This window comes from Arthrobacter sp. AOP29-A2-19 (genome assembly GCF_058138025.1).
Genome location: NZ_CM176894.1, coordinates 2,114,398 through 2,138,807 on the forward strand (window position 1 = coordinate 2,114,398; position 24,410 = coordinate 2,138,807).

The 24,410-nt window shown below is 69.5% G+C and carries 18 protein-coding genes; 10 read left to right on the forward strand and 8 right to left on the reverse strand.

Annotated elements, in window-relative coordinates:
- Positions 1-319: 319 nt before the first annotated feature.
- Entirely contained in the window at positions 320-5,368 is a 5,049-nt protein-coding gene (locus tag AC3ZJJ_RS09750; protein WP_489891627.1) for a peroxidase family protein, read from the forward strand.
- Between the two features lie 140 nt (positions 5,369-5,508).
- Here the strand turns inward: AC3ZJJ_RS09750 and AC3ZJJ_RS09755 are convergent, their stop codons facing one another.
- Complete coding sequence (locus tag AC3ZJJ_RS09755) at positions 5,509-6,897, reverse strand: MFS transporter (protein ID WP_489891628.1); 1,389 nt, start codon at positions 6,895-6,897, stop codon at positions 5,509-5,511.
- Positions 6,898-7,010: 113 nt separating this feature from the next.
- The gene (locus tag AC3ZJJ_RS09760; protein ID WP_489891629.1) at positions 7,011-8,414 is read right to left on the reverse strand and encodes an NAD(P)H-quinone dehydrogenase; all 1,404 of its coding nucleotides are present in this window, start codon (positions 8,412-8,414) and stop codon (positions 7,011-7,013) included.
- A gap of 86 nt (positions 8,415-8,500) precedes the next feature.
- Between AC3ZJJ_RS09760 and AC3ZJJ_RS09765 the strand changes: the two genes are divergently transcribed.
- The 5 genes from AC3ZJJ_RS09765 (at position 8,501) to AC3ZJJ_RS09785 (ending at position 12,750) form a co-directional block, all read left to right on the forward strand.
- Entirely contained in the window at positions 8,501-9,310 is an 810-nt protein-coding gene (locus AC3ZJJ_RS09765; RefSeq protein WP_489891630.1) for a purine-nucleoside phosphorylase, read from the forward strand.
- A 50-nt stretch (positions 9,311-9,360) separates the two neighbouring features.
- Positions 9,361-11,130 carry a phospho-sugar mutase gene (locus AC3ZJJ_RS09770; RefSeq protein ID WP_489891631.1) on the forward strand — a complete coding sequence of 590 codons (1,770 nt, stop codon included), beginning with the start codon at positions 9,361-9,363 and terminating at the stop codon, positions 11,128-11,130.
- A gap of 48 nt (positions 11,131-11,178) precedes the next feature.
- Positions 11,179-11,880 carry a deoxyribose-phosphate aldolase gene (gene deoC, locus AC3ZJJ_RS09775; protein WP_489891632.1) on the forward strand — a complete coding sequence of 234 codons (702 nt, stop codon included), beginning with the start codon at positions 11,179-11,181 and terminating at the stop codon, positions 11,878-11,880.
- 48 nt (positions 11,881-11,928) lie between these two features.
- Positions 11,929-12,192, forward strand: a complete 264-nt coding sequence (locus tag AC3ZJJ_RS09780; protein ID WP_489891633.1) for a hypothetical protein — start codon at positions 11,929-11,931, stop codon at positions 12,190-12,192.
- A 189-nt stretch (positions 12,193-12,381) separates the two neighbouring features.
- Positions 12,382-12,750, forward strand: a complete 369-nt coding sequence (locus AC3ZJJ_RS09785) for a YtxH domain-containing protein (protein WP_489891634.1) — start codon at positions 12,382-12,384, stop codon at positions 12,748-12,750.
- A 97-nt stretch (positions 12,751-12,847) separates the two neighbouring features.
- Here the strand turns inward: AC3ZJJ_RS09785 and mfd are convergent, their stop codons facing one another.
- Entirely contained in the window at positions 12,848-16,465 is a 3,618-nt protein-coding gene (gene mfd / locus AC3ZJJ_RS09790; RefSeq protein WP_489891635.1) for a transcription-repair coupling factor, read from the reverse strand.
- Between the two features lie 187 nt (positions 16,466-16,652).
- Between mfd and AC3ZJJ_RS09795 the strand changes: the two genes are divergently transcribed.
- The 4 genes from AC3ZJJ_RS09795 to AC3ZJJ_RS09810 all read left to right on the forward strand — a co-directional run bounded on the left by AC3ZJJ_RS09795 (position 16,653) and on the right by AC3ZJJ_RS09810 (position 20,289).
- The gene (locus AC3ZJJ_RS09795; RefSeq protein WP_489891636.1) at positions 16,653-17,153 is read left to right on the forward strand and encodes a DUF2505 domain-containing protein; all 501 of its coding nucleotides are present in this window, start codon (positions 16,653-16,655) and stop codon (positions 17,151-17,153) included.
- Positions 17,154-17,194: 41 nt separating this feature from the next.
- Entirely contained in the window at positions 17,195-17,662 is a 468-nt protein-coding gene (locus AC3ZJJ_RS09800) for a VanZ family protein (RefSeq protein WP_489891637.1), read from the forward strand.
- Between the two features lie 72 nt (positions 17,663-17,734).
- Entirely contained in the window at positions 17,735-19,060 is a 1,326-nt protein-coding gene (nhaA, locus tag AC3ZJJ_RS09805; RefSeq protein ID WP_489891638.1) for a Na+/H+ antiporter NhaA, read from the forward strand.
- 47 nt (positions 19,061-19,107) lie between these two features.
- Positions 19,108-20,289, forward strand: coding sequence for a PqqD family peptide modification chaperone (locus AC3ZJJ_RS09810; RefSeq protein WP_489891639.1), 1,182 nt, complete (start codon positions 19,108-19,110; stop codon positions 20,287-20,289).
- Positions 20,290-20,340: 51 nt separating this feature from the next.
- Here AC3ZJJ_RS09810 and lepB read toward each other — a convergent pair whose 3' ends face one another.
- From lepB to AC3ZJJ_RS09835, 5 genes are all read right to left on the reverse strand, one after another.
- The gene (lepB, locus tag AC3ZJJ_RS09815; protein WP_489891640.1) at positions 20,341-21,045 is read right to left on the reverse strand and encodes a signal peptidase I; all 705 of its coding nucleotides are present in this window, start codon (positions 21,043-21,045) and stop codon (positions 20,341-20,343) included.
- A gap of 6 nt (positions 21,046-21,051) precedes the next feature.
- Positions 21,052-21,525 (reverse strand): Fe-S cluster assembly sulfur transfer protein SufU, encoded by a 474-nt coding sequence (sufU, locus tag AC3ZJJ_RS09820; protein WP_489891641.1) that lies wholly within the window; start codon positions 21,523-21,525, stop codon positions 21,052-21,054.
- Positions 21,522-22,832 carry an aminotransferase class V-fold PLP-dependent enzyme gene (locus AC3ZJJ_RS09825; RefSeq protein WP_489891642.1) on the reverse strand — a complete coding sequence of 437 codons (1,311 nt, stop codon included), beginning with the start codon at positions 22,830-22,832 and terminating at the stop codon, positions 21,522-21,524. The genes sufU and AC3ZJJ_RS09825 overlap by 4 nt, the downstream gene beginning before the upstream one ends.
- Before the next feature lie 289 nt (positions 22,833-23,121).
- Positions 23,122-23,703 (reverse strand): aminoacyl-tRNA hydrolase, encoded by a 582-nt coding sequence (gene pth / locus AC3ZJJ_RS09830; RefSeq protein ID WP_489891643.1) that lies wholly within the window; start codon positions 23,701-23,703, stop codon positions 23,122-23,124.
- Between the two features lie 18 nt (positions 23,704-23,721).
- Complete coding sequence (locus AC3ZJJ_RS09835; RefSeq protein ID WP_489891644.1) at positions 23,722-24,333, reverse strand: 50S ribosomal protein L25/general stress protein Ctc; 612 nt, start codon at positions 24,331-24,333, stop codon at positions 23,722-23,724.
- Positions 24,334-24,410 lie beyond the last annotated feature (77 nt).

Here is a 24,410-nt window from a genome sequence, read left to right on the forward strand (position 1 = left end):
GATTCACGTTGGACGCCCCCATCCACAACCGCCACCCCCAACCCCTTTACAGGGAGTTGACTCGCGCCCATACTGGGCGCACTGGGGGGATTCGGCTGTTGGGAGAAGTTGAGGCCGATTGACCCGGTGCAAATCGGGGGGCCCATTTGGCGACTAAGCGTCGGGCCACGAAATTGGGGAGCAACGTCAGATGCGTAGTCACTCGCGCCAAAAAACAGGTCGAAGGCTGGGGGCACTGGCCACCGGATTCGCCGTCGTCGCAGCAGGGACCCTGATCCCGGCCGGAGGGGCGCAGGCCGCTCCACCGCCCGGACAGGACATGCAAGTCACCCAGGGCGACCTTGAGTTCATCATCAAGCAGATTGACATCGCCGAGGCGCACGCCAAGGCCACCCTCACCGATCCGGACGCCTCGCCGCTCTGCGGTTCCGGCAAAACGTTCGAGGTCGCGACGCAGACCTACTTCAACGCCGACGGCACACCATGTGTCGGCCAGCCACAGCTGCCGCACGGTCTGCGTACCGTCGATGGCCGGTGGAACAACCTGATGGCGGGCCAGGACGGGTTCGGAACCGCCCAGGAGACGTTCCCACGGCTGGTCGCGGCCCAGTACAACGCCGCGGATCCGGTGCCAACCGGCATGCCGGCCGCCATGGAACCCAGGGCCGCAGGCACGTCAACGAGCTACGAGAGCACAACGAACACCTTCGTCTACGACTCGGAGCCGCGCACCATCAGCAACCTGATCGTCGATCAGACCTCTACGAATCCGGCGGCGACCACCGTTGGCGCCAGGGTGAACGGGGGCGGAAGCGACAGGCCGGTCACGGCGACCCGTCTCTTCGGCAACACCGCGGCCGCCACCTCGGCGGCCATCAGCACAACCAACTTCCCGAACGGCGCCCCAACGGTGTTCGTCGCGCGGATCGACCACTACGCCGATGCGCTGGCGGCGGGAGCCGCGGCCAAGGCGGCCGGAGGTCCGCTGGTCCTCGTCCGGCCTGACGCGATCCCGACCGAAACGGCGGCTGAATTGGATCGGCTGAACCCGGACAACATCGTGATTGTCGGTGGCCCGGTGGCCATCAACGCATCCGTGGAGACGCAGCTGCGCACGTACACCACCGTTCCGGGCTCGGTCACCCGCCTGGCGGGCAATTCGCTCTACGACACCGCCGTGGAGATCAGCAAGTACGCGAACCCCGATGCCAGCCCGGCCAACCCGGTCGAACGCCTCTACATCGCCACCGGGGAAAACTTCCCGGACGCCCTGGCCGCCGCAGCCCCCGCCGCGCGCGACGGGCACCAGGTGCTCCTGGTCCGCAAGGCTTCCATCCCGGCCAACGTCCTGGCCGAAATCCAGCGGCTCGCGCCGGCCGAGGTGGTTATCCTCGGCGGCGAGCTCGCCGTCAGCGCCGCGGTCGAGGCCCAGCTCAAGGCGGGCTGGGCCAACACGGTCCGGATCGGCGGCACAACGCTGTACGACACCGCCTCGATGATCTCGGCGGCAAACTTCGCTCCCGGGGTGGACACCGTCTACCTCACCACGGGCGCGAACTTCCCGGACGCCCTCTCCATCGCGCCGGTCGCCGGCGCGAAGGGCGCGCCGATCCTGCTGATCCCGACCACCGGGGTCATGCCGGCCAGCGTGCGGGCGGAACTGGACAGGCTCGACCCCGCCAATGTCGTCATCGTCGGCGGCCCGCTTGCCCTCCCGATGACCTTGGATGCCACTGTCGGCGAGGTGGCCAGCAGCAACAACACGTTCATCCCGGACATCGCAACGGACGAGGGCCTTTCGGCCTCCGCCACGAGCCTGTTCACCATCTTCGGGCAGTTCTTCGACCACGGCCTGGACCTGGTGTCCAAGGGCGGCAACGGCACCGTCGTCGTCCCGCTGAAGGCCGACGACCCGCTCTACACACCGGGCGGACGGACCAATTTCCTGACCCTGACCCGCGCCACGATCGACACGGGCGCGGACGGCAACGGCCGCGAGCACGTCAACCGCACCACCCCGTTCGTGGACCAGAACCAAACCTACGGATCGCACGCCTCCCACCAGGCGTTTACGCGCGAATACGCCTTGGACGCCAACGGGTCGCCGGCGCCCACCGGGCAGATTCTCAATGGAGCGGCGGGCGGGCTTCCCACGTGGGACGACGTCCAGGCGCAGGCCGCCACCGTCCTCGGCATCGAACTCGACGACTTCGACGTCCTGGACGTGCCGCTCCTGGCCACCGACCCCTACGGACACCTGATCCTCGGCCCGACCGGCAAGGCACAGCTCGCCTACGAGGACGGTCTCCGCGAGGGAAACACCGCGGCACCCATCCCGACCGACGGGCTCACCGCCAACGCGTCCTTCCTGGACGACATCGCCCACGGCGCCAGCCCGGCCGCCGACCGGCCGGACCCGAACGGCGGACCCACCATCCCCGGCTACGACAACGTGGCGCTCGGCAAGCACTTCATCACCGGCGACGGGCGCGGCAACGAGAACATCGGCCTGACCGCCGTGCACCACGTCTTCCATTCGGAGCACAACCGGGTGCAGGAGCAGATCGCCGAGGAACTGGCGACGATGCCGGCCGCGCTGCGGGACCGCTACGCGGCGGACGGCTTCTGGGACGAGGGCGAGCGGTTGTTCCAGGCCGCGCGCTTCTTCACCGAGATGCAGTACCAGCACCTGGTCTTCGAGGAGTTCGGCCGCAGGATCTCGCCGAGCATCGACCCGACGGCGTTGCCCGAGAACTCCTACCAGCCGGACGTGAACTCCTCGATCCGCGCCGAGTTCGCCCACGCCGTCTACCGGTTCGGACACTCCATGCTGCGGGAGACGATTCCCCGGGAGCAGAACGGCGTGGTGACCGAGATGCCTCTACTGGACGCCTTCCTCAATCCGACGGCGTTCGCCACCGGCCCCGACGGCGCCGCGCTGACGGCCGACGAATCGGCCGGCGGAATCCTCAAGGGGCTGGCGAACCAGACCGCCAACGGCATCGACGAGTTCGTGACGGACACGCTCCGCAACAAGCTGCTCGGCCTGCCGCTGGACCTGTCCGCGATCAACATCGCCCGGGCCAGGGAGGCGGGCGTGCCCACCATGCAGGCAGCGCGCACTTCCTTCTTCGACGCCACCCAGGACCCGCAGCTGCAGCCCTACTCCAGCTGGGAGGACTTCCGGCTCTCGATGAAGAACCCCGAGTCGATCGCCAACTTCATCGCCGCCTACGGCAACCACCCGACCGTCACCGGGGCCGACACCCTCGCCGCCAAACGCGCGGCGGGAACGGCGCTCGCGGCCAACACCGCGTTCATGAATGCGCCGGCCGCCGATACCGGCCTCAACGATGTGGACCTGTGGATGGGCGGTCTCGCCGAAAAGCCGTACATTTTCGGCGCCATGCTGGGTTCCACGTTCAACTACGTCTTTGAGCACCAGCTCGAGGACCTGCAGAACGGCGACCGCTTCTACTACCTGTCGCGGAACCTCGGCAACTCGCTCTTCCAGACGCTGGAGGCGAACTCCTTCTCGCAGATCGTGCTGCGCAACACGTCGGCCGAGCGTGTGCCGCACGATGTCTTCGCCGCGCCGCAGCTGACGTTCAACCTCGACAAGCCACAGGTCGAACTGAACGCGGCGGGGCTCGGCGGAACCGCCGCGGCCGGTTGGCGGTACGCGGGGGCCGAACACATCGTCATCCAGGACGCGGACGCCCCGACACCGCTGAACAGCACCATCCGCGGCGGACTCGGCGACGACTCCATCTGGGGTAAGGCCGGCAACGACCGCATCGAGGGCGACGACGGGGTCGACGCCCTGATGGGCGGCGACGGCGACGACGTCATCACCGACATCTTCGGCGACGGCGACCGGATCCAGGGCGAAGCCGGCAACGACGTCGCCAACGCCGGGCCCGGCATCGACGACCTCGTCTTCGGCGGCTCGGGCCAGGACTACCTGATGGGCGGCCAGGACGCCTCGACCATGTTCGGCGGAAGCGGCGACGACTTTATGCTGGGTTCCACCGGTCGCGACAGCATCCAGGGCAACGAGGGCAACGACTGGGTGGAGGGCGGAACCAACGCCGACCTCCTCATCGGCGACAACATGAACACCATGGAGAACAATCCCGGCCTGTACCACGGCGGACACGACGTCATCGTGGGAAAGACCGGCAACAACGACTACGACGCCGAAGAGGGCGACGACGTGATGATCGGCGGGCCCGGCACCGACCGGTTCAGTGGCCAGCTTGGCTTCGACTGGGCCTCCTTCGAGGACTACAACTTCGCGGTCAACGCGGATATGGATGTCATCCAGATCCTTCCGGGCACCGAGGGCGGCATCGTAGACAGGTACCTGGGCGTCGAGGGCTTCTCCGGCTTCAACAGCAACGACGTGGTCCGCGGCAACCAAAACCGCGACGCGTTCGACGATCCGGAGATCAACAAGCTCGGCTATGGGCACCGGATGACCCAAGATCACCTGGACCGCGTCGACGGCCTCCGGGAGATCCTCGGCGGCGGCGAACAGCCCGTCTACGCGCAGCCGTTCCTGAACGACAACGTCCAGACCCAAGAGGACCTGAACAACAACATCCTCTTCGGCGGCGGAGGAAACGACGTGTTCGAGACGCGTGCCGGCACGAACTTTGTGGACGGCGACGCGTGGATCGACACCAGCGTGGTCCTGAGGGACGCCGCGGGAGCGGTCACCGAACGCCAGAACTCGATGGCCCCCTACCAGGCGCGGATGTTCAACCGCACGCTCAACCCGGCCGACCTGTCCATCGAGCGGAGGCTGCAGAACGCCGACGCGGCAGTCAACGGCAACGACACGGTGGTCTACGCCGAGGCGCAGGCCGACTTCGAGGTCACGGTCCTCGCCGACGGCGTTGTCCAGGTCGCGAGCGTGGACGATCCCACGGTCCGGACCGACTACCTCCGCAACGTGGAGCAACTTCAGTTCAGCGACGGTGTGGTGGACGTCTCCGGCGCCGCGCCGACCGCGCTGGACGTCGATCCCGTGACCGTCGCCCCCAGCAACACCGGCGCCCCGGCCGAGGGCGCCATCCTCTCCACCGAGCTGGGCACGGACGGGGTGCCGGCAGACGCCAGCATCCAGTTCGAACTGCAGGTCATCGCCCTCGATCCCGCCGACAACCGCATTGCGCTCACCACGCAGAGCAACGCGACCGGCGAGTTCGACATCACCGCCACCGAGGCCGGGTCGCCGGTCCAGGTGGTGGCAACAGTCACCGCCCCGGACGCGGCGCCGGTCCAGTTCACGTCCGAGCGGACGGCGGGCACCGCCGAACCCGTCCATGCGCCGGCGGCGGACGCGCCGGCGGCAACCGAATAGCGGAGTGAGGCCGGCGTCGTCACCGACGCCGACCGCAGCCCCGAGGTCCTAGCGGCACAACGGCGGCGGCCCCTCTCGAGGGACCGCCGCCGTTGTGCCGCCGTGCCGCCCCTAGGCGGCACGATGAGGAAAAGGAACCCCTAGGCGAGGTTGTTCTCGTAGTCGCGGTCGCGCGTCTCCGCGGTCATCCACAGGGCGATGAGCGTGAGGACGGCGGCCGCGGCCAGGTAGACGCCCACCCACACGGTGTTGCCGCCGCCGGTCTGCCACAGCGCGATGGCCACGAACGACGCGGGCGCCGCGCCGATCACCGAGGAGAGGTTGTAGGCGATAGCCGAACCCGTGTAGCGGACGTTGGTGGGGAACAGTTCGGGAAGGATGGCCGCCATCGGTCCGAACGTCAGGCCCATCAGGGTGAACCCGACGATCAGGCCGACCATGGCCGCCCCCTTGCCCGGGCCGAACATCAGCGTCCAGGATGCCCCGAAGACCAGGATGCCCAGCGACACGGCGAGCAGGAACTTGCGGCGGCCGAAGCGCTCGGCAAGCGGTCCTGAGACCACGGTGAAGATGCCGAAGAAGACGACGCCGAGGATAAGCATCCACAGGAACTCGGTCCGGGCGATGCCCAGTCCCGGGACGAACGCCGCGGCGTCGAACGACTTGCCGGCCTTCTCGGCGGCGGCCGCGGCCACGGCCGGATCCTTCGGCGCGGTCCCGTAGGTCAGCGTGAAGGAGGTCATCAGGTAGAACAGCACGTACGTGGCGAACATGATGAACGTGCCGGCGACGACGGGGCGCCAGTGGTACTTGAAGGTGTCCTTCAGCGGGGACTTGGCGACCTTGTTGGCCTTGACCACGTTCTGGAAGGACGTGGACTCGACCAGCTTGAGGCGGATGTAGAGGCCAACCGCGACCAGGACGGCGGAGAGGATGAACGGCACGCGCCAGCCCCAGGCCTGGAATTCCTCGGCGGACAGCGTCAGCTGCAGGCCAACAAAGACCAGGTTGGCGAGGATAAATCCGATCGGCGCGCCGAGCTGCGGGAACGTGCCGTAGATCGCCCGCTTGTTGGCCGGCGCGTTCTCGGTCGCCAGCAGCGCGGCGCCGGACCACTCGCCGCCCAGGGCCAGGCCCTGGCAGAAGCGGAGGATGACCAGCATCAACGGTGCCAGGACCACGAACGAGCCCGAGGCGGCCGGCAGGAAGCCGATGAGGAAGGTCGCGATGCCCATGGTCAGCAGCGAGGCCACCAGTGTGCCCTTGCGCCCGAACTTGTCGCCGAAGTGGCCGAAGACGATCGAACCCAGCGGCCGCGCGACGAACGCCACGCCGAAGATCGCGAAGGAGCTCAGGATCGCGTTGATGTTGCTGGCGTTCGGGAAGAACAGCGCGGGGAACACCAGCACGGAGGCGGTCGCGTACGCGTAGAAGTCGTAGAACTCGATGGTTGTGCCGATGAGGCTGGCGAAGATCACGCGCCCGCGCGTGTTTTGCTTCGGCGCCGAGGTGGTGGCGGGGGTGGACACAGTGGTGGTCTCTCTGCGAAAGGGGTTGGGTCGTTGCCTAGAGATATTAGGCCGATCCGCCACTATATGGACACCCCGTCCACATGCTGGACACCACTGGCGCCCGTTCGGGTCTACAAGTGCACGTGCAGCCTGCGGGCCGCCTCGGAGACGGATCCGCTGATGGAGGGGTAGACGGTGAAGGTCTCTGCGATGTCGTCCACGTGCAACCGCTTGTGGACCGCGAGCGCGATCGGGAAGATCAGCTCCGAGGCCCGGGGCGCCACCACCACGCCGCCGATGACGGACCCCGATCCCTTGCGGGCGATGATCTTGACGAACCCCTCGGTCACGTTCATCATCTTCGCCCGGGCGTTGGTGGCGAGGTCGAGCTTGATGATGTCCGCCTGGTACTTGCCCTCGGCGACCTGCTGCTCGGTGACGCCGACGGTCGCGATCTCCGGGCTGGTGAAGATGTTGGAGGAGACCTCGTTGAGCTTGAGGGGCCGCACGCTGTCGCCCAAGAGGTGCGCCATGGCGATGCGGCCCTGCATGGCGGCGACGGACGCCAGGGCGAACACCCCGGTGCAGTCGCCCGCGGCATAGACGTTGGTCGCGGTGGTCCTCGAGACGCCGTCGACCTTGATGTGCCCGCTTTCGGTCACCGCGACGCCCGCGTTCTCCAGGCCGATACCGTCCGTGTTCGGGATGCCGCCCACGGCGATCAGGCAGTGGCTGCCGTCGATCGTCCGACCGTCGGACAGCGTCACGCGCACACCGTCGGCGGTCCGCTCGACGCCCTGGGCGCGGGATTTCGCCATCACGTTGAGGCCGTTGTTCCTGAACACGTCCTCCAGGACCTGCGCCGCGTCGGCGTCCTCGCCCGGGAGCACCCGGTCGCGGGAGGACACGAGGGTGACCTTGGCTCCGAGCATGTTGTAGGCGGACGCGAACTCCGCTCCGGTGACGCCGGAGCCGACGACGATCAGGTGCTCCGGGATCTCCTTGAGGTTGTACACCTGGGTCCACGTGAAGATCCGCTCGCCGTCCGGCTTGGCGGTGGGCAGTTCCCGCGGGTGGGCCCCGACGGCGATCAGCAGCGCGTCGGCGTCCAGCGTCTCCTCCGCGCCGTCCGCACGGTCCACGTGCACCGTGTTGTTGTCCACGAGCCGTCCCTGGCCGATGACCACGCGGACGCCGGCGCGCTCCAGGCCGGTGTGGATGTCCGTGGACTGGTCGCGTGCAAGCGCCAGGAGTCGGGCGTTCACGACCCCCAGGTCCGCCGAGGCGTCCAGCCCGTCGCCGGTGCGGACGCCAAAGTCGCGGGCGTTGGTCACGCGCCGCATCGCGTCGGCGGTGGCGATCAGGGTCTTGGAGGGTACGACGTCGGTCAACACCGCCGCGCCGCCGAGGCCGTCGCGTTCGACGATGGTCACCTGGGCACCGAGGTGGGCGCCCACGATGGCCGCCTCGTAGCCGCCGGGGCCGCCGCCGAGGATTACGAGCCGATGGGAGCTGAAGTCGTGTTGAGCCGTCACGAGAGACCATTCTTCACTACGCGTAAGGAACTTGCACACCGGCAGGGCTTCTGCCCAACTCCGTTCCCGCCCGGTAGGTTAGTCCCGTGACCGAACTACACAACGATCCCTTTGCCCTGGCCAGCGAGGCCGCCGCCGCCATCGCGGAACAGACCGGAGTCCCCCGGCACGACACCGCACTGGTCCTCGGCTCCGGCTGGGGCGAGGCCGCGGAGCTGCTCGGCGAGACCACCCACGCACTGCCCGCGGACGGGATCCCCGGCTTCCACCCCCCCGCGGTCGTGGGGCACACCGGAACCATCAGGTCCGTCCTGACCCCCACCGGCCGGCGCATCCTGGTGCTCGGGGCGCGGACCCACTACTACGAGGGCAAGGGCGTGCGCGCCGTCGTCCACGGAGTGCGCACGGCCGCCGCCGCGGGGTGCAAGACGCTGGTCCTGACCAACGGGTGCGGGGGCCTCAACGAGGCCTGGGCGCCGGGGACACCGGTCCTGATCAGCGACCACCTGAACCTGACCGCGACCTCCCCCTTGGAGGGCGCCACGTTCGTGGACCTGACCGACCTTTACTCCTCCCGCCTGCGCGCGGTGGCCCGCGAGGTGGACCCGAGCCTGGACGAGGGCGTCTACGCGCAGTTCACGGGCCCACACTACGAAACCCCGGCGGAGGTCCGCTACGCGAAGGCCATCGGGGCCGACCTGGTCGGGATGTCCACCGCGCTCGAGGCCATCGCCGCGCGCCACGTGGGCCTGGAGGTCTTCGGCATCTCGCTGGTGACCAACCTTGCCGCGGGCATCAGCCCGGTCCCGCTCAGCCACGCCGAGGTCATCGAGTCCGGCCAGGCCGCCGGCCCGCGGATCTCCAAGCTCCTCGCGGACATCGTCGACCGCATCTAGCGGCGCCCGACCGCCGGAACCCTTACGCCACCGCTACCGCAAAGAGCGCAATGAACCCCACACCTGAAATGGCCGCCGACCTCGCCGCCGCCGTCGGAACCTGGATCGAAGAGGATCCCGACGCGGCCACCGCACAAGAGCTGCGCCACCTGCTGGACGCGGCCGCGGCGGACGACGCCGGAGCCGCCGCCGCCGCCGCGGACCTCGCCGACCGCTTCTCCGGCCCCCTCGAGTTCGGCACCGCCGGACTGCGGGCGGCCCTCGGCGCCGGACCCAACCGCATGAACCGCGCGGTGGTGCGACGCACCGCCGCTGGACTGGCCGACTACCTGCTCCACACCGCCTCCGGGGCGTATGTTCCGCGCGCGGTCGTCGGCTTCGATGCCCGGCACAACTCGGACGTGTTCGCGCTGGACACGGCGGCGGTCTTCACGGCCGCGGGCATCGAGACGTTCCTGATGCCCGCGATGCTGCCGACGCCGGTGCTCGCCTGGGCCGTCCGGGCGCTCGGCTGCGAGGCCGGCGTGATGGTCACGGCCAGCCACAATCCGCCCCAGGACAACGGCTACAAGGTCTACCTCGGCGGCCGGGCCGTCGCGGACGCGGGCCAGGGGGCGCAAATCGTGGCTCCCATGGACCGTGACATCGCGGGACGCATCGACCACACCGCACCGCTCTCCTCCATCGCCTTGGCCGACTCCGGGTGGACCGTCCTTCCCGGAGCGGGAGAGGAGGGCGACGTCCAGGCCCGCTACGTGGCCGACGTCGCCGCTCTTGCCGACGCCGGGCGCTGGCCGCATCGGGACCTGAAGATCGTGCTGACCCCGCTCCACGGGGTGGGCGGCGAGACCATGTCCCGGATCTTCGACGCCGCCGGGTTCGGCGACGTGCGGGTGGTCCGCGCGCAGGCCGAGCCCGATCCTGATTTCCCCACGGTGGACTTCCCCAACCCGGAGGAGCCCGGCGCCATGGACCTCGCGCTGGCGCAGGCCCAGCTCGAGGGCGCTGACCTGGTGATCGCCAACGATCCCGACGCCGACCGCTGCGCGGTGGCCGTCGAATGGCCGGACGAGGGCTGGCGGATGCTCCGCGGCGACGAGGTCGGCTCGCTGCTCGGCTCGCACGTGGCCGGCCGGCTGACCTCCGCCGCGGACGCGGACGCCGTCACCGGACAGCCGGAGACGGTGTTCGCCAACTCCATCGTCTCCTCGCGCCAGCTCGCGCGCATCGCGGAGGCCCACGGAATCGGCCACCGCACCACCCTGACCGGCTTCAAATGGATCTCCCGGGTTCCCGGCCTCGCCTACGGATACGAGGAGGCGCTGGGCTACTGCGTGGCCCCCCACCTCGTCAGGGACAAGGACGGCATGTCCGCCGCGCTCCTCGTCGCCGAGCTGGCCGCCGGCCTCAAGGCGGCCGGCCGGTCCATCCCGGACGCGCTCGACGAACTCGCCCTGGTGCATGGCCTTCACCTGACCGATCAGCTCTCCGTGCGCGTGCACTCGCTGGACCTGCTCGGCGCCATGATGGGCCGGCTGAGGACCCAGGCGCCACAGCTGCTCGGCGGATCGGAGGTCGTCGAGGTCCGGGACCTCGCCGCGGAGGGCGGCGAGCTTCCCCCGACGGACGGCATGCTGTTCCTCACGGCCGACGACACGCGCGTGATCGTCCGCCCCAGCGGCACGGAACCCAAGCTCAAGTGTTACCTGGAGGTCGTGGCCCCCGCCTACTCCGCCGACGAGCTGCCCGGAGCCCGGGCCGCCGCCCGCGAAAGGCTGGCGGCCGTGCGCGGCGACGTCAGCGAGGCGCTGGGCCTCTAGACGGCCCGGCAGACCCCCCACCACACCCCACGAACCCAGGAGGAAATGATGGCCGCAAGCCAGAACACCGCACCCGCAGGATCCGAGATCGCCGGCTACATCGACCACACGCTGCTCAAGCCCGACGCCTCCCGCGACGACGTCCTGCGCATCGCCGCGGAGGCGGCGCGGTACAAGTTCAAGTCCGTCTGCGTGAACCCGCTGTGGGTGTCCACGGTCGCGGAGGCGCTCTCCGGCTCGGGAGTCCTGACCTGCTCGGTCATCGGCTTCCCCTTCGGCGCGACCACAACGGCGTCGAAAGCGTTCGAGGCGTCCGGCGCCATCGCCGACGGGGCCGCCGAGATCGACATGGTCATCGACATCGCGGCGGCCAAGCGCGGGGACCGCGTGGCGTTGGTCGGCGACATCGCGGGCGTCGCCGCCGCGGTCCACGAGGGTGGCGCCATCCTTAAGGTCATCATCGAGACCTCGCTGCTGGACGACGACGAGAAGGTCCTCGCCTGCGAGGCCGCCGTCGAGGCCGGCGCGGACTTCGTCAAGACATCCACCGGGTTCGCCGGAGGCGGCGCGACCGTGCAGGACGTCGCGCTGATGCGCCGGACCGTGGGACCCGGCATCGGCGTCAAGGCCTCCGGCGGCGTGCGGTCGCTGGAGGACGCGCGGGCCATGATCGAGGCCGGCGCAACGCGGCTCGGAGCCAGCTCGGGAGTTGCTATTGTAGAGGGAGAACAGGGAGCCGCCGGCTACTGACGCGGACACCGCCGAAGCTTTCCAGGCGCACTAACAAGGAGAAACGCTGTGTACTCAGACGGCAAGAACAAGGCCTATTCGGGGCAGGGCAAGTTTGTCGGCAATTTTGTTGCCTTCGCGGTGTTCTTCATCCTCTTCCTCGGCGCCATCTACGCGCTGTCCTTCTGGACGCTGGAGAACGCCTGGATCCCGGGCATCGTGTGCCTGGCTCTCGCCGGGCTTGCCTTCGGCATCCCGCAGACCATCCTGGGCCGTTCGGACAGCCTGGAAACCGCGCGCGCCGAGGCCGCGGCCGTGGTGAGGACCAAGTAGCCCCCGCACCGCGAACCCGGGGCCGACGCCCCCGCCGCGAAGCGGCAACGAACCGAAAGCCCCGCCGATTCGGCGGGGCTTTCGCCGTCGGCAGATGCGCGCGCCGCTTCCGTGGCGACGCGCCACGAGTGACGCTAGGGTGGTTGGCGGGGCCCGGTCCAGGGCCCAGACGACCACAGGAGGGCTGGAATGCGAATCTTTACGTTCCTTGCAGGGGCAGCGGCCGGATACATCTTCGGAACGCGATCTGGCCGCGAGTCCTACGACAAGATGAAGGTCAAGGCGCGTGAACTCTGGGAGGATCCGCGCACCCAGGAAAAGCTGAACAACCTGGGCGAGACCATCAAGGAAAAGGCGCCGGAGGTCAGTGCGGCCGTCGGCGCCGCGGCATCGAACGTGGCACACAAGGTCCGCGAGACGACCGGCAAGACCGACTCCGCGTCCGGCTTCGGCCACGAGGCGGACCATGTGTCCGACCCCGCGCACGCGGCGGGAACCGGGACGGACTGGTCGAGCGAGGGCGGGGCCACCCCGTCTGGCCCGGCGACGGGCAACTAGCGTCGAACGCCGGCCCACTGGCCGAACGAAGAAACCCCGGTACCGCCTTGGCGGGGTGCCGGGGTTCTTTCGTGCCGGGCTTTTCCGGTCCGGCCGCCTAGTCCTCGAAGACCGCCTTCAGCACTCCCCCGGCCCACTCGAGGATCTGGGCGTCCGCCAGGTCCCTGCCCCCGATGGCCGCGGTCTTCGGCTTTGGCACCAGGATGGCGTTGAGGGCGGGCTTCTGCTGCGCGCCCTTGTACATCCGGACCAGGCGCATCTCGCGCGACTCGGGCAGGTTGGCCGGCGCGAACTTGATGAAGTTGCCCTGGAGCGCCACGTCGGTCAGGCCGGCTGCGCGCGCACGCACACGGAAGCGCGCCACCTCCACCAGGTTCACCACGGGTGCCGGCGGCTCGCCATAGCGGTCCACAAGCTCCGCAACCACCTCGTCGATTCCCTCGTTGTCCGTGGCGGCCGCCAGCTTGCGGTAGGCCTCCAGGCGGAGGCGCTCGCCCGGCACGTAGTCGTGGGGCAGGTGCGCGTTGACGGGCAACTCGATCTTCATGTCCGCCACCTTTTCCTCGGCGTCGCCCTTGAAGTCCGCGACGGCCTCGCCCACCAGCCGGATGTAGAGGTCGAACCCCACCCCGGCGATGTGCCCGGACTGCTCGCCGCCCAGGAGGTTGCCGGCACCACGGATCTCGAGGTCCTTCATGGCCAGCTGGAACCCGGAGCCGAGCTCGTTGTGCGCCGCCACGGCCTTCAGCCGCTCCAGCGCGACCTCGCCGAGCGGCTTCTCCGCGTTCCACAGGAAGTAGGCGTAGGCCCGCTCCCGGCCGCGGCCCACGCGCCCACGCAGCTGGTGGAGCTGGGAAAGGCCGTAGGCGTCGGCGCGGTCCACGATCAGCGTGTTGGCATTGGAGATGTCCAAGCCGGTCTCGATGATCGTGGTGGAGACGAGCACGTCGAATTTCCGCTCCCAGAAGTCCACGATGATCTGCTCCAGCCGGGCCTCGCTCATCTTTCCGTGGGCCACCTCCACCCGGGCCTCCGGCACCAGCTCGCGCAGCTTGGACGCCACGGAGTCGATCGACGACACCCTGTTGTGGACAAAGAACACCTGGCCCTCGCGCATCAGTTCGCGCCTGATGGCCGCGGTGACCTGCTTGTCCGTGTACGCGCCGACATAGGTCAGCACGGGGTGCCGCTCCTCCGGAGGGGTGGCGAGCGTGGACGTCTCCCTGATGCCGGTCAACGACATCTCCAGCGTGCGGGGAATGGGGGTCGCGGACATGGCCAGGACGTCGACGTCGGTGCGCATCTTCTTCAGCGCCTCCTTGTGCTCGACGCCGAAGCGCTGTTCCTCGTCGACGACCACCAGGCCGAGGTCCTTGAACTGAACCTCCCTGGAGAGCAGCCGGTGGGTGCCGATCACCACGTCCACGGAACCGTTCTTGAGCCCCTCGATGACCTCCTTGGCCTCCTTGGTGGTCTGGAAGCGGGAGAGTGACTTCACGCGCACCGGGAAGCCGGAGAAGCGCTCGGCGAACGTCTCGTGGTGTTGGCGGGCCAACAGGGTCGTGGGCACCAGCACGGCCACCTGCTTGCCGTCCTGCACCGCCTTGAACGCCGCGCGGACCGCGATCTCCGTCTTGCCGAAGCCGACGTCGCCCGAGACGAGGCGGTCCATCGGAATCTCCCGTTCCATGTCCGCCTTCACCTCGTTGATGGTGGTCAACTGGTCGGGAGTCTCGTTGAACGGGAACGCCTCCTCGAGTTCCTGCTGCCACGGCGTGTCCTTCGCGAATGCGTGCCCGCGGGAGGCCATGCGGGCCGAATAGAGGCGGATCAGTTCGCCGGCGATCTCCTTGACCGCGCGGCGCGCCTTGGACTTCGTCTGGGACCAGTCGGATCCGCCCATCTTGGACAGCGACGGCGTCTCTCCCCCGACGTAGCGTGTCACCTGATCCAGCTGGTCGGTGGGGACGAACAGCCGGTCTCCGGGCGCGCCACGCTTGGACGGCGCGTACTCCAGCACCAGGTACTCGCGCATCGATTCCGGACCGGAGCCGCCGGCCACCTTGCGCTGCATCAGTTCCACGAAGCGGGCGATGCCGTGCTGCTCGTGCACCACGAAGTCGCCCTCGGTGAGCTGAAGCGGGTCGACCGCGTTGCGGCGCTTGGCGGCCAGCTTGCGCCCGCTCTTCGCCGAGTAGGCGCTGGAGCGCCCCAACAGGTCCGCCTCGGTCAGCAGGCCCAGCTTGAGGCCGTCGAAGACGAAGCCGCGGCCCGCGACCGCCGTCGTGATCTCGATCAGGCCCTCCTGCGGGAGGACGTCGAGCGACTCCACGCGGTGGCAGGGGATGCCGGCGTCGTGGAACAGCTCGGCGAGCCGCTGCGCGGGGCCGGGCCCGTCCGTGACCACCACGACCCGCCAGTCGTCGCGGATCCTGGCGCCGATGAAGTCCATCATCTCCGCCACGTCGCCCTGGTAGCCGCGCGGTTCGCGCGCACCGACCGTGATGCTGTCCACGTCGAGCACCAGTTCGTCGTCCCGACCCAGCGACGTGACGGACCACCAGCTCACCGAGGACTGCAGCGCGATCGCGCGGGTGTCGGCCAGCGAGGAGAAGTTGCCGGCGTCGAGCGACACGGACATGCCCTCCGCCTGCAGCAGGTCGACCGGCGCGGCTCCGCCGTCGGAGGCGGTCGACCACGCGGCCGCGAGGAACTCCTCGTTGGTGGCGGCCAGGTCGTGGGCGCGTGCCCGCACCCGTTCCGGTTCCATGACCACCGCGATCGAGTCGGTGGGAAGCTGGGCCAAGAACGGCACCATCGCGTCCACAAGCACTGGCGCGAGGGACTCCATGCCCTCCACCGCGATGCCTCCCGCAATCTTCTCCAGCATGTCCGCCGCCGCGGGCATCGCGCTCTTGAGCTTCGCCGCGCGGGACATCACGGACGGGGTGATGAGCAGCTCGCGGCAGGGCGGCGCGAACAGCTCCACCGGGCCGGCTCCGCTCTCGCCGTCGGCGGACAGCGAACGCTGGTCCGCGACGGAGAACCAGCGCATCTGTTCCACCTCGTCGCCGAAGAACTCGATCCGCACGGGATGGTCCTCCGTGGGCGGGAAAACGTCCAGGATGCCGCCGCGGACGGCGAACTCGCCACGGTGGGTCACCATGTCCACGCGCGCGTAGGCCGCGTCCGCCAGCTCGCGCACCACGTTCCCGAAGGGCTTCTCCTCACCGGTCTTCAGGTGCACGGGCCTCAGGTCTCCGAGCCCCTCGACCAGCGGCTGGACCACCGCGCGGATGGGTGCCACCACCACCTTCAGCGATCCGTCGGGGTGCTTGAGGCGGCGCAGGACGTCGAGTCGGCGGCCCACCGTGTCCGACCGCGGCGAGAGCCTCTCGTGCGGAAGGGTCTCCCAGCTGGGGAACTCGGCGACGCCGCCGTCGGGCAGATAGGAGCGCAGGGCCGCGGCGAGGTCCTCGGCCTCGCGCCCGGTCGCCGTCACGGCGAGCACAACGGCATTGCCGCCGCCGCCCGCTCCGTCTCCCCCGGCGCCCAGCCCATCGGCGGCCTCGGCCACGAGCGCGGCGCGCAGTCCCGCCGGGGCCGCGACCTCCAGGTCCTGGCTCCGCGCCGCGAAGGGATTGGAGGCGTAGGCGCGCACGCGCGCGTAGGAGGGATCGGCCGCGAGGGCGGCGCGAAGGCCAGAGAGGGCCATGGTGTTCCTTCCGGGGTCCGTCGGACAGCACAAATACCCGGGATCCTTGCGGAGACCGGGGTATGGCTCCAGCCTACCGCGTTCACGCGGCGAGCCACCGTTGGGTTGGCCCGGTGCGCGGCCCGTAGCATGGGAGCGGACACGGCATCGGCCCGTTCCGCCGAAGCACCGAGATGAAGGAGCCATCGTGGCACTGAGCGCCAGCACCACCCTGCCCTACCCGGCCGCCCGCGTTGCGGAGGTGTTCGCGGACCGTGAGTTCGTGGACCACGTCAGTCGCGAAGTGGGGGGAACCCTAACGGAGTTCACCGTCAGCGGCCCCGTTTCCGGCGCGTTCGAAGCAGTGGTGGTCCGCGCCGTCCCCACGGATCGCCTCCCGGAGATGGTGCGAAAGTTCGTGGGACACACGCTGAACGTCACCCAGCGCGAGTCTTGGTCGGCGCCCGCACCCGACGGCGGACGGACCGTGGACATCACGGTCGACGTGGCCGGCGCCCCCGTCGACGTCAAGGCGGTCCAGCGACTGGTGGCCCACGGCGACTCCACCACCATCGAGCTCACGGGCGACGTGACGTCCGGAATCCCGTTCCTCGGCGGCAAGATCGCCTCCGCCGCCGAGCCGTTCCTCGGCAAGGCGCTTGGCATGCAGGCCCGCCAGGCCGAGGCCTGGCTCGCCCGCCGCAGCTAGGCCAGACGCTGCTGCGGACCGGATTCTCGCTGCTGTCCCTGTTGGCCCCGCGGCGCCGGAGACAGTGGATTGCGCTGCCAGCGGCCGCCTACGCCCTGTGCCTGTTGCTGGTGGTCTTCTGGCCCGTCCCGGTGGACCGGTACGGCGCCGGCGGGCTCCAGCGGCTGCTCGCGTGGCTCCACGGCCACGGACTGCCGCGCTGGTTCGACTACGGCCTGGTGGAGTGGCTCGCCAACGTGGTGATGTTCCTGCCGTTCGGATTCCTACTGGCGGCCGTACTGGCACCGCGGCGCTGGTGGACGGTCCCGGTGGCCGCCCTCACCGTCAGCATGGCGATCGAACTCGTCCAGTACGCGGTGCTGCGGGACCGGTTCGCATCCCCGGCGGATGTCGCGGCGAACACACTCGGCGCGTTCGTCGGCCTCTTCGCCTGTCTGGCGGTGTTTCGGCGCACGGCCACCTACCGCGCGGGGCACGGCGGGGGCGGCGCGGCCTGGCGGGGGCGGTAGGGTGGAAGCTGGTGTGCCGGGAAGTCTGGTCGGCGATAGCTGCAGCATGCCCGACTACCCTTTGGGAGAACGATGAACCAGTCGCCAAACAAGCGCCCCGCCGAAACGGCCTTCCGCCGCTCAAGCCACACGGAGAACCTTCGGATCTCCGAGATCCTCCGTAAGGAAACCATCGGCGGGCTGGTTCTGATCGTCGCCGCCGCCGTCGCCATCATCTGGGCGAACACCCCGGCCGCCGCGTCCTACTTCGCGTTGCGGGACTTCCACGTGGCCATACCCGTCCCGGGTCTGAACCTGGACCTTAGCCTGGGGCACTGGGCGTCCGACGGGCTGCTGGCCGTGTTCTTCTTCCTCACCGGGCTGGAGCTGAAGAAGGAATTCGTCGTCGGCGACCTGAACAAGTTCAGCCGGGCCATCGTGCCCGTGACGGCCGCGTTCGGCGGGGTGCTGGTTCCCGCCCTCATCTACGTCGGACTCAACCTGTCAACGGGAGGTGAGACCCTCCGCGGCTGGGCGATCCCCACGGCGACGGACATAGCCTTCGCCGTCGCGGTCCTGGCCGTCATCGGCTCGCACCTGCCCTCCGCGCTGCGGATCTTCCTGTTGACCCTGGCCGTGGTCGACGACCTCATTGCCATCGTCATCATCGCGTTCGTCTACACATCGGACCTGCGCCCTCAGTTCCTGCTGTATTCCCTCGTTCCCATGGCCATCTTCGCGTTCCTGGCGCAGCGTCGACGCAGGTTCTTCGGCCGCAGGCCCTGGGCCGCGTGGGCCATTCTCTTGCCGCTCGGCATCGCCTCGTGGGCCCTGCTACACGAATCCGGCGTGCACGCCACGATCGCGGGCGTTGTTCTGGGCTTCGCGGTTCCGGTGCGCCGCAAGGACGGGGCGGACGGCCCCGGCCTCGCCGAGGTGCTGGAGCACCGCTTCCGTCCGCTGTCCTCCGGCATCTGCGTGCCGCTGTTCGCTTTCTTCTCCGCCGGCGTCGCGCTCGGCGGCGGCGAGGGCGTGGCCAAGGCACTCGGCGATCCCGTGGTGTGGGGAATTGTCGCGGGCCTGATCCTCGGCAAGCCGATCGGCATCCTCGGCGCCACCTGGCTGGTCACCAAGACCCGCCACGCCAGCCTGGACCCGGACACGCGGTGGGGCGACCTCTTCGGCGTGACGCTGCTCGGCGGCATCGGCTTTACGGTCTCCCTCCTGGTTTCCGAGCTCAGCTTCGGACTGGAGTCGCCGCACTACGAGCATGCCAAGGTCGCCATCCTGGTCGGCTCGCTGGCCGCCGCCGTCCTGGGGGCGCTCTGGCTCCGTCCCCGTGACCGCCGCTACCGCGAGATCGCCGAACGCGAGCGGGTGGACGCGAACAAGGACGGCATTCCAGACCTCTTCGAATAGCCGCGCCCACACTCGCGGACCGTCAGCAACGATCATGGGGGAAACACATGCGTGAGCCACACACGCCGCTGCCGGAGGCCCGGCACCGCGACGGCGCGGGGCCGATCGGCTGGTCCGCCACCGCCCTGCGGGCACGCGTTACGGTAACCGGCCTGAGCGGGCACGAGGCGGACCTGCTCGACCGGGCGTGGTCCCGCTGCTCCCCCGTGTCCCACGCGAATGATTCAACCGGTGCGCCCGCTTCGCCCGGCACCGCCCTGGACCGGGAACGGGCTGCGGACTGGACCACGTTCCACGAGGAGCTCGTGTTCGCGATGACGCGTGCCGGCATCGAATCGGGGCGCGGCGAGCTGTTGATGTTCCATGCCGCCGCGCTGGCGGAGCCCGCCACCGGAGCCGCCATCGCGCTGGTCGCGTCCAGCGGGACGGGCAAGACCACGGCCACCCGCGTGTTGGGCCGCCACCTGGGCTACGTCACAGACGAGACGGTCGCTGTCGATCCGGCCGGCGGTCTGGTCCCGTTTCCCAAGCCGCTCTCGGTGCTTCCGTCCACGGGGCGGCGTCCCAAGTCGCAGCTGGCGCCCGACGACATCGCACTGCTCCCCGCACCCCCGTCCCCGTGCCTTGCCCGCGTGGCGGTCCTTGACCGGGAGCGGACGCGCGGGGTCGAGCGTGCCACTGCGCATCCGCTGCCGCTGGAGGAGGCCCTGGAGTGGCTCAGCCCGCAGATTTCGTCTCTGTCCGCCCTCACGCGGGGCCTGGTGATGCTTTGCAGGGTCCTCGACGGGTGCGGCGGGGCGCTGCGGCTGAACTATTCCGAGGCCGAGCAGCTGGTGCCGCTGGCCCGGGGCCTGCTCGCCGCCGCCGCTGAGCCGCTTCAACCCGTGTGGCGTCCCCTGGAACTGACGGACAACAACGACGCCCCGGACCTGCCCGGGCTGTTCCGGAGGGCGGCGGCCGACGACGCCGTCGGCATTCGAAGGGCCCCTCCGGCGGACCCCCACGCTGCGGCCGGCCACGACGAGTCCGTGGCGGTTCTCCACGGGGAGCGGTTGACGGTCCTAGCCGGACTGGGGCCCGTCCTGTGGGCGGCGACGGAACGCTGGGCCAGCCGGGAGCAGCTGATGCGGGCCGTCACGGACGAGTTCGGTGAACATCCCGACGCCGGCGCCCTGCTGGACGAAAAGCTCTCGGCGCTGCAGGCCCGGGGGCTGCTGGAACGCTCCTAGCGTTCCGGAAGGCGTCTGGGCCGACGGGCGACGGGCGAGACGCGCCGGGTCCTAGAAGCCGCGCCAGTCTGCCGGCGGCCACAGCTTGGCGACAACCCGTCCGACGACGTTCTCCTCGTCCACAAACCGGGCGCAGCCGGACTGGTCGTTCTCGGCGCGGCCCCGGCACGCCAGGACGCCGTCCGCCGAGGCGCCGCGATGGTCCCCCAGCACCAGGAGGCTCCCCTCCGGCACCTCGACCGGTCCGAAGCAGCGCAGGGAACGGGGATCGCTCCCACAGTCCGGCCCGCCCGGCGCGAACGCCGGGTCCTCAAGGATGTAGTCCTCGTTCAGCGGCTCTCCGTTGCGCACCAGCGCCCCCTCGGCGCTGCAGCACTCGACCGTGTCGCCGCCGGCGCCCACAACCCTCTTGACGAGGAAGTCCTCGTTGGACGGCCCGATTCCCGTGAGGTCGCCAAAGCCGCGGACGAGTGCCTCCAGGACCCCGGCCGGCTCGTCGCCGGCCGAGGCGCCCCACGCGGCATCGGCGCGGAAGACAACGATGTCCCCCGGCTTAGGCCCGCCGGCGTTGTAGGCGAGCCGGTTCACCAGGATCCGGTCGCCCACGTTGAGAGTGCTCTCCATGGAGCCGGAAGGGACGCTGTAGACCTTCACCAGGAAGCCCTGCACCAGGGCGATCACCACGATTGCGGCCACCACGTTCAGGGCGGTGGACAGCCAGAGCGGCCGGGGCTTGCGTTCCTGCCTTTCCGTCATGGCTGCCTAGGGGCTCGCCGCACCGGCCGAAGCCCCGTTGGACGCCAGCAGCGCCTGTTCGGCGGCAACCCAGGCCAGCATGGCGCACTTGACGCGCGCCGGGAACTTGGAGACGCCGGAGAATGCCGCCGCGTCACCCAGGATCTCCTCGTCCGCCTCGCGCGTGCCACGCGAGCGCATCACCTCGCGGAACTCCTGGACCACCGCCGCCAGCTCGTCGCGGTCCACGCCGCCGGCCAGCTCAGTGAGGGCGGAGGCGGAGGCCATGGAGATGGAACACCCGTTGCCCTCCCAGCTGATGTTGGCGACCCGCGTCCCGTCCGTTTCCACGCGCAGCCGGATCTCGTCGCCGCAGATCGGGTTGTGCTGGTGCGACTCTCCCCACGCGTGGCCCGCGTCCGCCTCGCGCAGGCTGTCGCCCTCCCGGCGCTTGGCGTGGTCCAGGATGATCTGCTGGTACAGCTGTTCCAAGCCGCTCATGCGTTGACTCCAAAGAAGGCCCGCACTTCGGCGACGGCCGCCAGATAGGCGTCGACGTCCTCGGCGGTGTTGTAAAGGTAGGTGCTGGCCCGCGTGCTGGCGGTGACGCCGAGCGCGCGGTGCAGCGGCTGCGCGCAGTGGTGTCCCACCCGCACCGCAATGCCGCGGCTGTCCAGGTATTGGCCGACGTCGTGCGGGTGGACCCCTTCGACGTCGATGGCGGCCGTGCCGATCCGCTCCACACCGGACGGGCCCAGTTGGCGGACTCCCGGGATGGATGCCAGCCCCTGCGCCATGCGGGCGCCGAGTGCCGATTCCCATGCGGCAATCCGGTCCATGCCAACCTCGGAGAGGTAGCGGACGGCCGTCGCCAGGGCGACGGCCTGCGAAATCCGCTGGGTGCCGGCCTCGAAGCGTGCCGGGGCGGGAAGGTATGCGGCCGACTCCATGGTGACGGTGGTGATCATGGAACCGCCGGTGAGGAAGGGCGGCATCGCGTTGAGGAGCTCACGCCGCCCGAAGAGGGCGCCGATTCCGGTGGGGCCGAGCATTTTGTGGCCCGAGAACGCCATGAAGTCCACGCCAAGCTCGCGGACGTCGACCGGCAGGTGGGGGACGGACTGGCAGGCGTCCAGGACGGTGAGCGCGCCGACGCGCCGGGCCAACTCCACCAGCGGGGCCACGTCGGTGACGGTGCCGAGGACGTTCGAAACGTGGCTGAAGGCCAGGATGCGGGTGCGCGGACCCACGATGCCCGCGGCCAGATCCATGCGCAGCGCGCCGTCGGGGTCGACGGGGATGTAACGCAGGGTGGCGCCGGTCCGGAACGCGAGTTCCTGCCATGGGATGAGGTTGGCGTGGTGTTCGAGCTCGGTGACCACGATCTCGTCGCCGGGGCCAAGGACGAAGCGCTCGGCCGCGGGCCCGCCGCGGCCGGCCGCGGCGTTGGAGAACGCATACGCAACGAGGTTGATCGCCTCCGTGGCGTTGGACGTCCACACCAGTTCGTCCGTGGCGGCGCCCACGAAGGCGGCAACGGTTGCCCGGGCGTCCTCGTAGATTTCCGTGGCTTCGACGGCCAGGCTGTGCGCGCCCCGGTGGACCGCCGCGTTGAAGCGTTCGTAGTAGTGCTGCTCGGCCTCGAGGACGCACTGCGGCTTTTGGGACGTCGCGCCGGAGTCCAAATACACCAGCGGCGCCTCGTTGATGGTGCGGCCGAGGATGGTGAAGTCCGCGCGCAGGCGGCCCACCTCCGCGTCGTCGAGCGGCGCCGCGTCGGTGGCGGTCGGGCGGGTGGGTGACTCCACTATGGACGGACCCTTCGCTTGGGGGATGCTAGGTGCTTGGGATTCCGGAACGGAATCGTACTCTAATCCTCCCACTCGGCGTGCCAAACCACATCTGAGCCGAGCCTAACCTTGCCCGGACATTGAAAAGGGACCGGCAGCAGGATGGGGGTGGCCCAGTCTCAGAGGCCGCCTGCTGCCGGCCCCCACTCAGGGAGCCACGAAGGCTGTGATCAGCATAAGTCAAAAATCTGTCAAACGCCTAACCCTTGGCCAACTTTCTACGTCGGGGTAGATCCGTCCGCACTAGTCAGGCGCCGTGGAACTTCCCCTGCGCCGCCTCCAGGCCCTCGCGGATGAGCAGTTCCGCGGCGTCCGCGGCGTCGTCGATCAGGAACGGAAGGTCCTTCTTTTCGACCGTCCCGAAGTCCTTGAGGACATAGTCCGCCGTGTCCATGCGGCCCGGTGGGCGGCCGACGCCGACGCGCACGCGGTAGTAGTCCTTGGTGGAGAGCGCCTTGGAGATGTCCCGCAGGCCGTTGTGGCCGCCCTCGCCGCCGCCCAGCTTCAGCTTGACGGTGTTAAAGGGAATGTCGATCTCGTCGTGGATCGCGATCACGTGGGCCGGGTCCAGCGAGTAGAACTTCGCCAGGGACGAGACCGGTCCGCCGGCGAGGTTCATGTACGTCGCCGGCTTCGCCAGGACAACGCGAGGCCCGCCGATGCCGAGGCGCCCCTCGAGGACCTGCGCCCGGGACTTGTGCGCCTTGAAGGAGCCGCCGACGCGAACGGCGAGTTCGTCGAGGACCATTTGCCCCACGTTGTGCCGGTTATGGGCGTAGCCGGGCCCGGGGTTTCCGAGCCCGGCTACGAGCCAAGTGTCGCTAGTCATGCGGGTGGGGGAAAGTCCCTACTCGGCGGACGTGGCGGAGGCCGCCGGGGCCTCGCCTGCAGCCTCGCCGCCCTCTTCGCCCAGGTCGGCCGCGGCCGGGACGTAGACGGTGGCGATAACGGTGTCGGCGTCGATGAGCAGCGAGGTGCCCTTAGGGAGGACGAGGTCGGAGGCGAGGACGCTGTCGCCGGCCTCGCGGCCCTCGACGTTGACCGTGACGGAGTCGGGCAGATGGGTCGCCTCGGCCTCGACGGAGACGGTGAACTGCTCGAGGTCCAGGACGGCGCCGGGGGCAACTTCGCCCTCAACGTGCACGGAGACGTCCACGGTGACCTTCTCGCCCTTGCGGACGGTCAGCAGGTCGAGGTGGTCGACGGACTGCTTCAGCGCGTGGCGCTGGATGTCCTTGACCAGGGCCATGTGCTCTTCGCCCTCGACGTCGAGGACCAGAAGGGCGTTGGAGTGGCGGACCGCCAGCGTGGTCTGCTGCGTCGGCAGGAGGACGTGCAGCGGCTCTGCGCCGTGGCCGTAGACGACGGCGGGGATCTTGTGGTCGCGACGGGCCTGGCGGGCCGCGCCCTTGCCGAAGTCGGTGCGCAGTTCGGCGGCAATCTTGAGCTGGTCGGTCATGGTGGTTCTCCTTGGACTGGTTGCGGGCTGCCTGGCTCGAAGGTCAAAGCCTAGATGCCGCAACGTCCATCGGATGA

What these genes read in the sequence shown, in the direction of transcription:
- AC3ZJJ_RS09750 (WP_489891627.1), top strand. Translation starts at nt 320, where the DNA reads ATGCAAGTCACCCAGGGCGACCTTGAGTTCATCATCAAGCAGATTGAC.
- AC3ZJJ_RS09770 (WP_489891631.1), top strand. Translation starts at nt 9,361, where the DNA reads ATGAACCCCACACCTGAAATGGCCGCCGACCTCGCCGCCGCCGTCGGA.
- deoC (WP_489891632.1), top strand. Translation starts at nt 11,179, where the DNA reads ATGGCCGCAAGCCAGAACACCGCACCCGCAGGATCCGAGATCGCCGGC.
- AC3ZJJ_RS09785 (WP_489891634.1), top strand. Translation starts at nt 12,382, where the DNA reads ATGCGAATCTTTACGTTCCTTGCAGGGGCAGCGGCCGGATACATCTTC.
- mfd (WP_489891635.1), bottom strand. Translation starts at nt 16,465, where the DNA reads ATGGCCCTCTCTGGCCTTCGCGCCGCCCTCGCGGCCGATCCCTCCTAC.
- nhaA (WP_489891638.1), top strand. Translation starts at nt 17,735, where the DNA reads ATGAACCAGTCGCCAAACAAGCGCCCCGCCGAAACGGCCTTCCGCCGC.
- AC3ZJJ_RS09810 (WP_489891639.1), top strand. Translation starts at nt 19,108, where the DNA reads ATGCGTGAGCCACACACGCCGCTGCCGGAGGCCCGGCACCGCGACGGC.
- lepB (WP_489891640.1), bottom strand. Translation starts at nt 21,045, where the DNA reads ATGACGGAAAGGCAGGAACGCAAGCCCCGGCCGCTCTGGCTGTCCACC.
- sufU (WP_489891641.1), bottom strand. Translation starts at nt 21,525, where the DNA reads ATGAGCGGCTTGGAACAGCTGTACCAGCAGATCATCCTGGACCACGCC.
- pth (WP_489891643.1), bottom strand. Translation starts at nt 23,703, where the DNA reads ATGACTAGCGACACTTGGCTCGTAGCCGGGCTCGGAAACCCCGGGCCC.
- AC3ZJJ_RS09835 (WP_489891644.1), bottom strand. Translation starts at nt 24,333, where the DNA reads ATGACCGACCAGCTCAAGATTGCCGCCGAACTGCGCACCGACTTCGGC.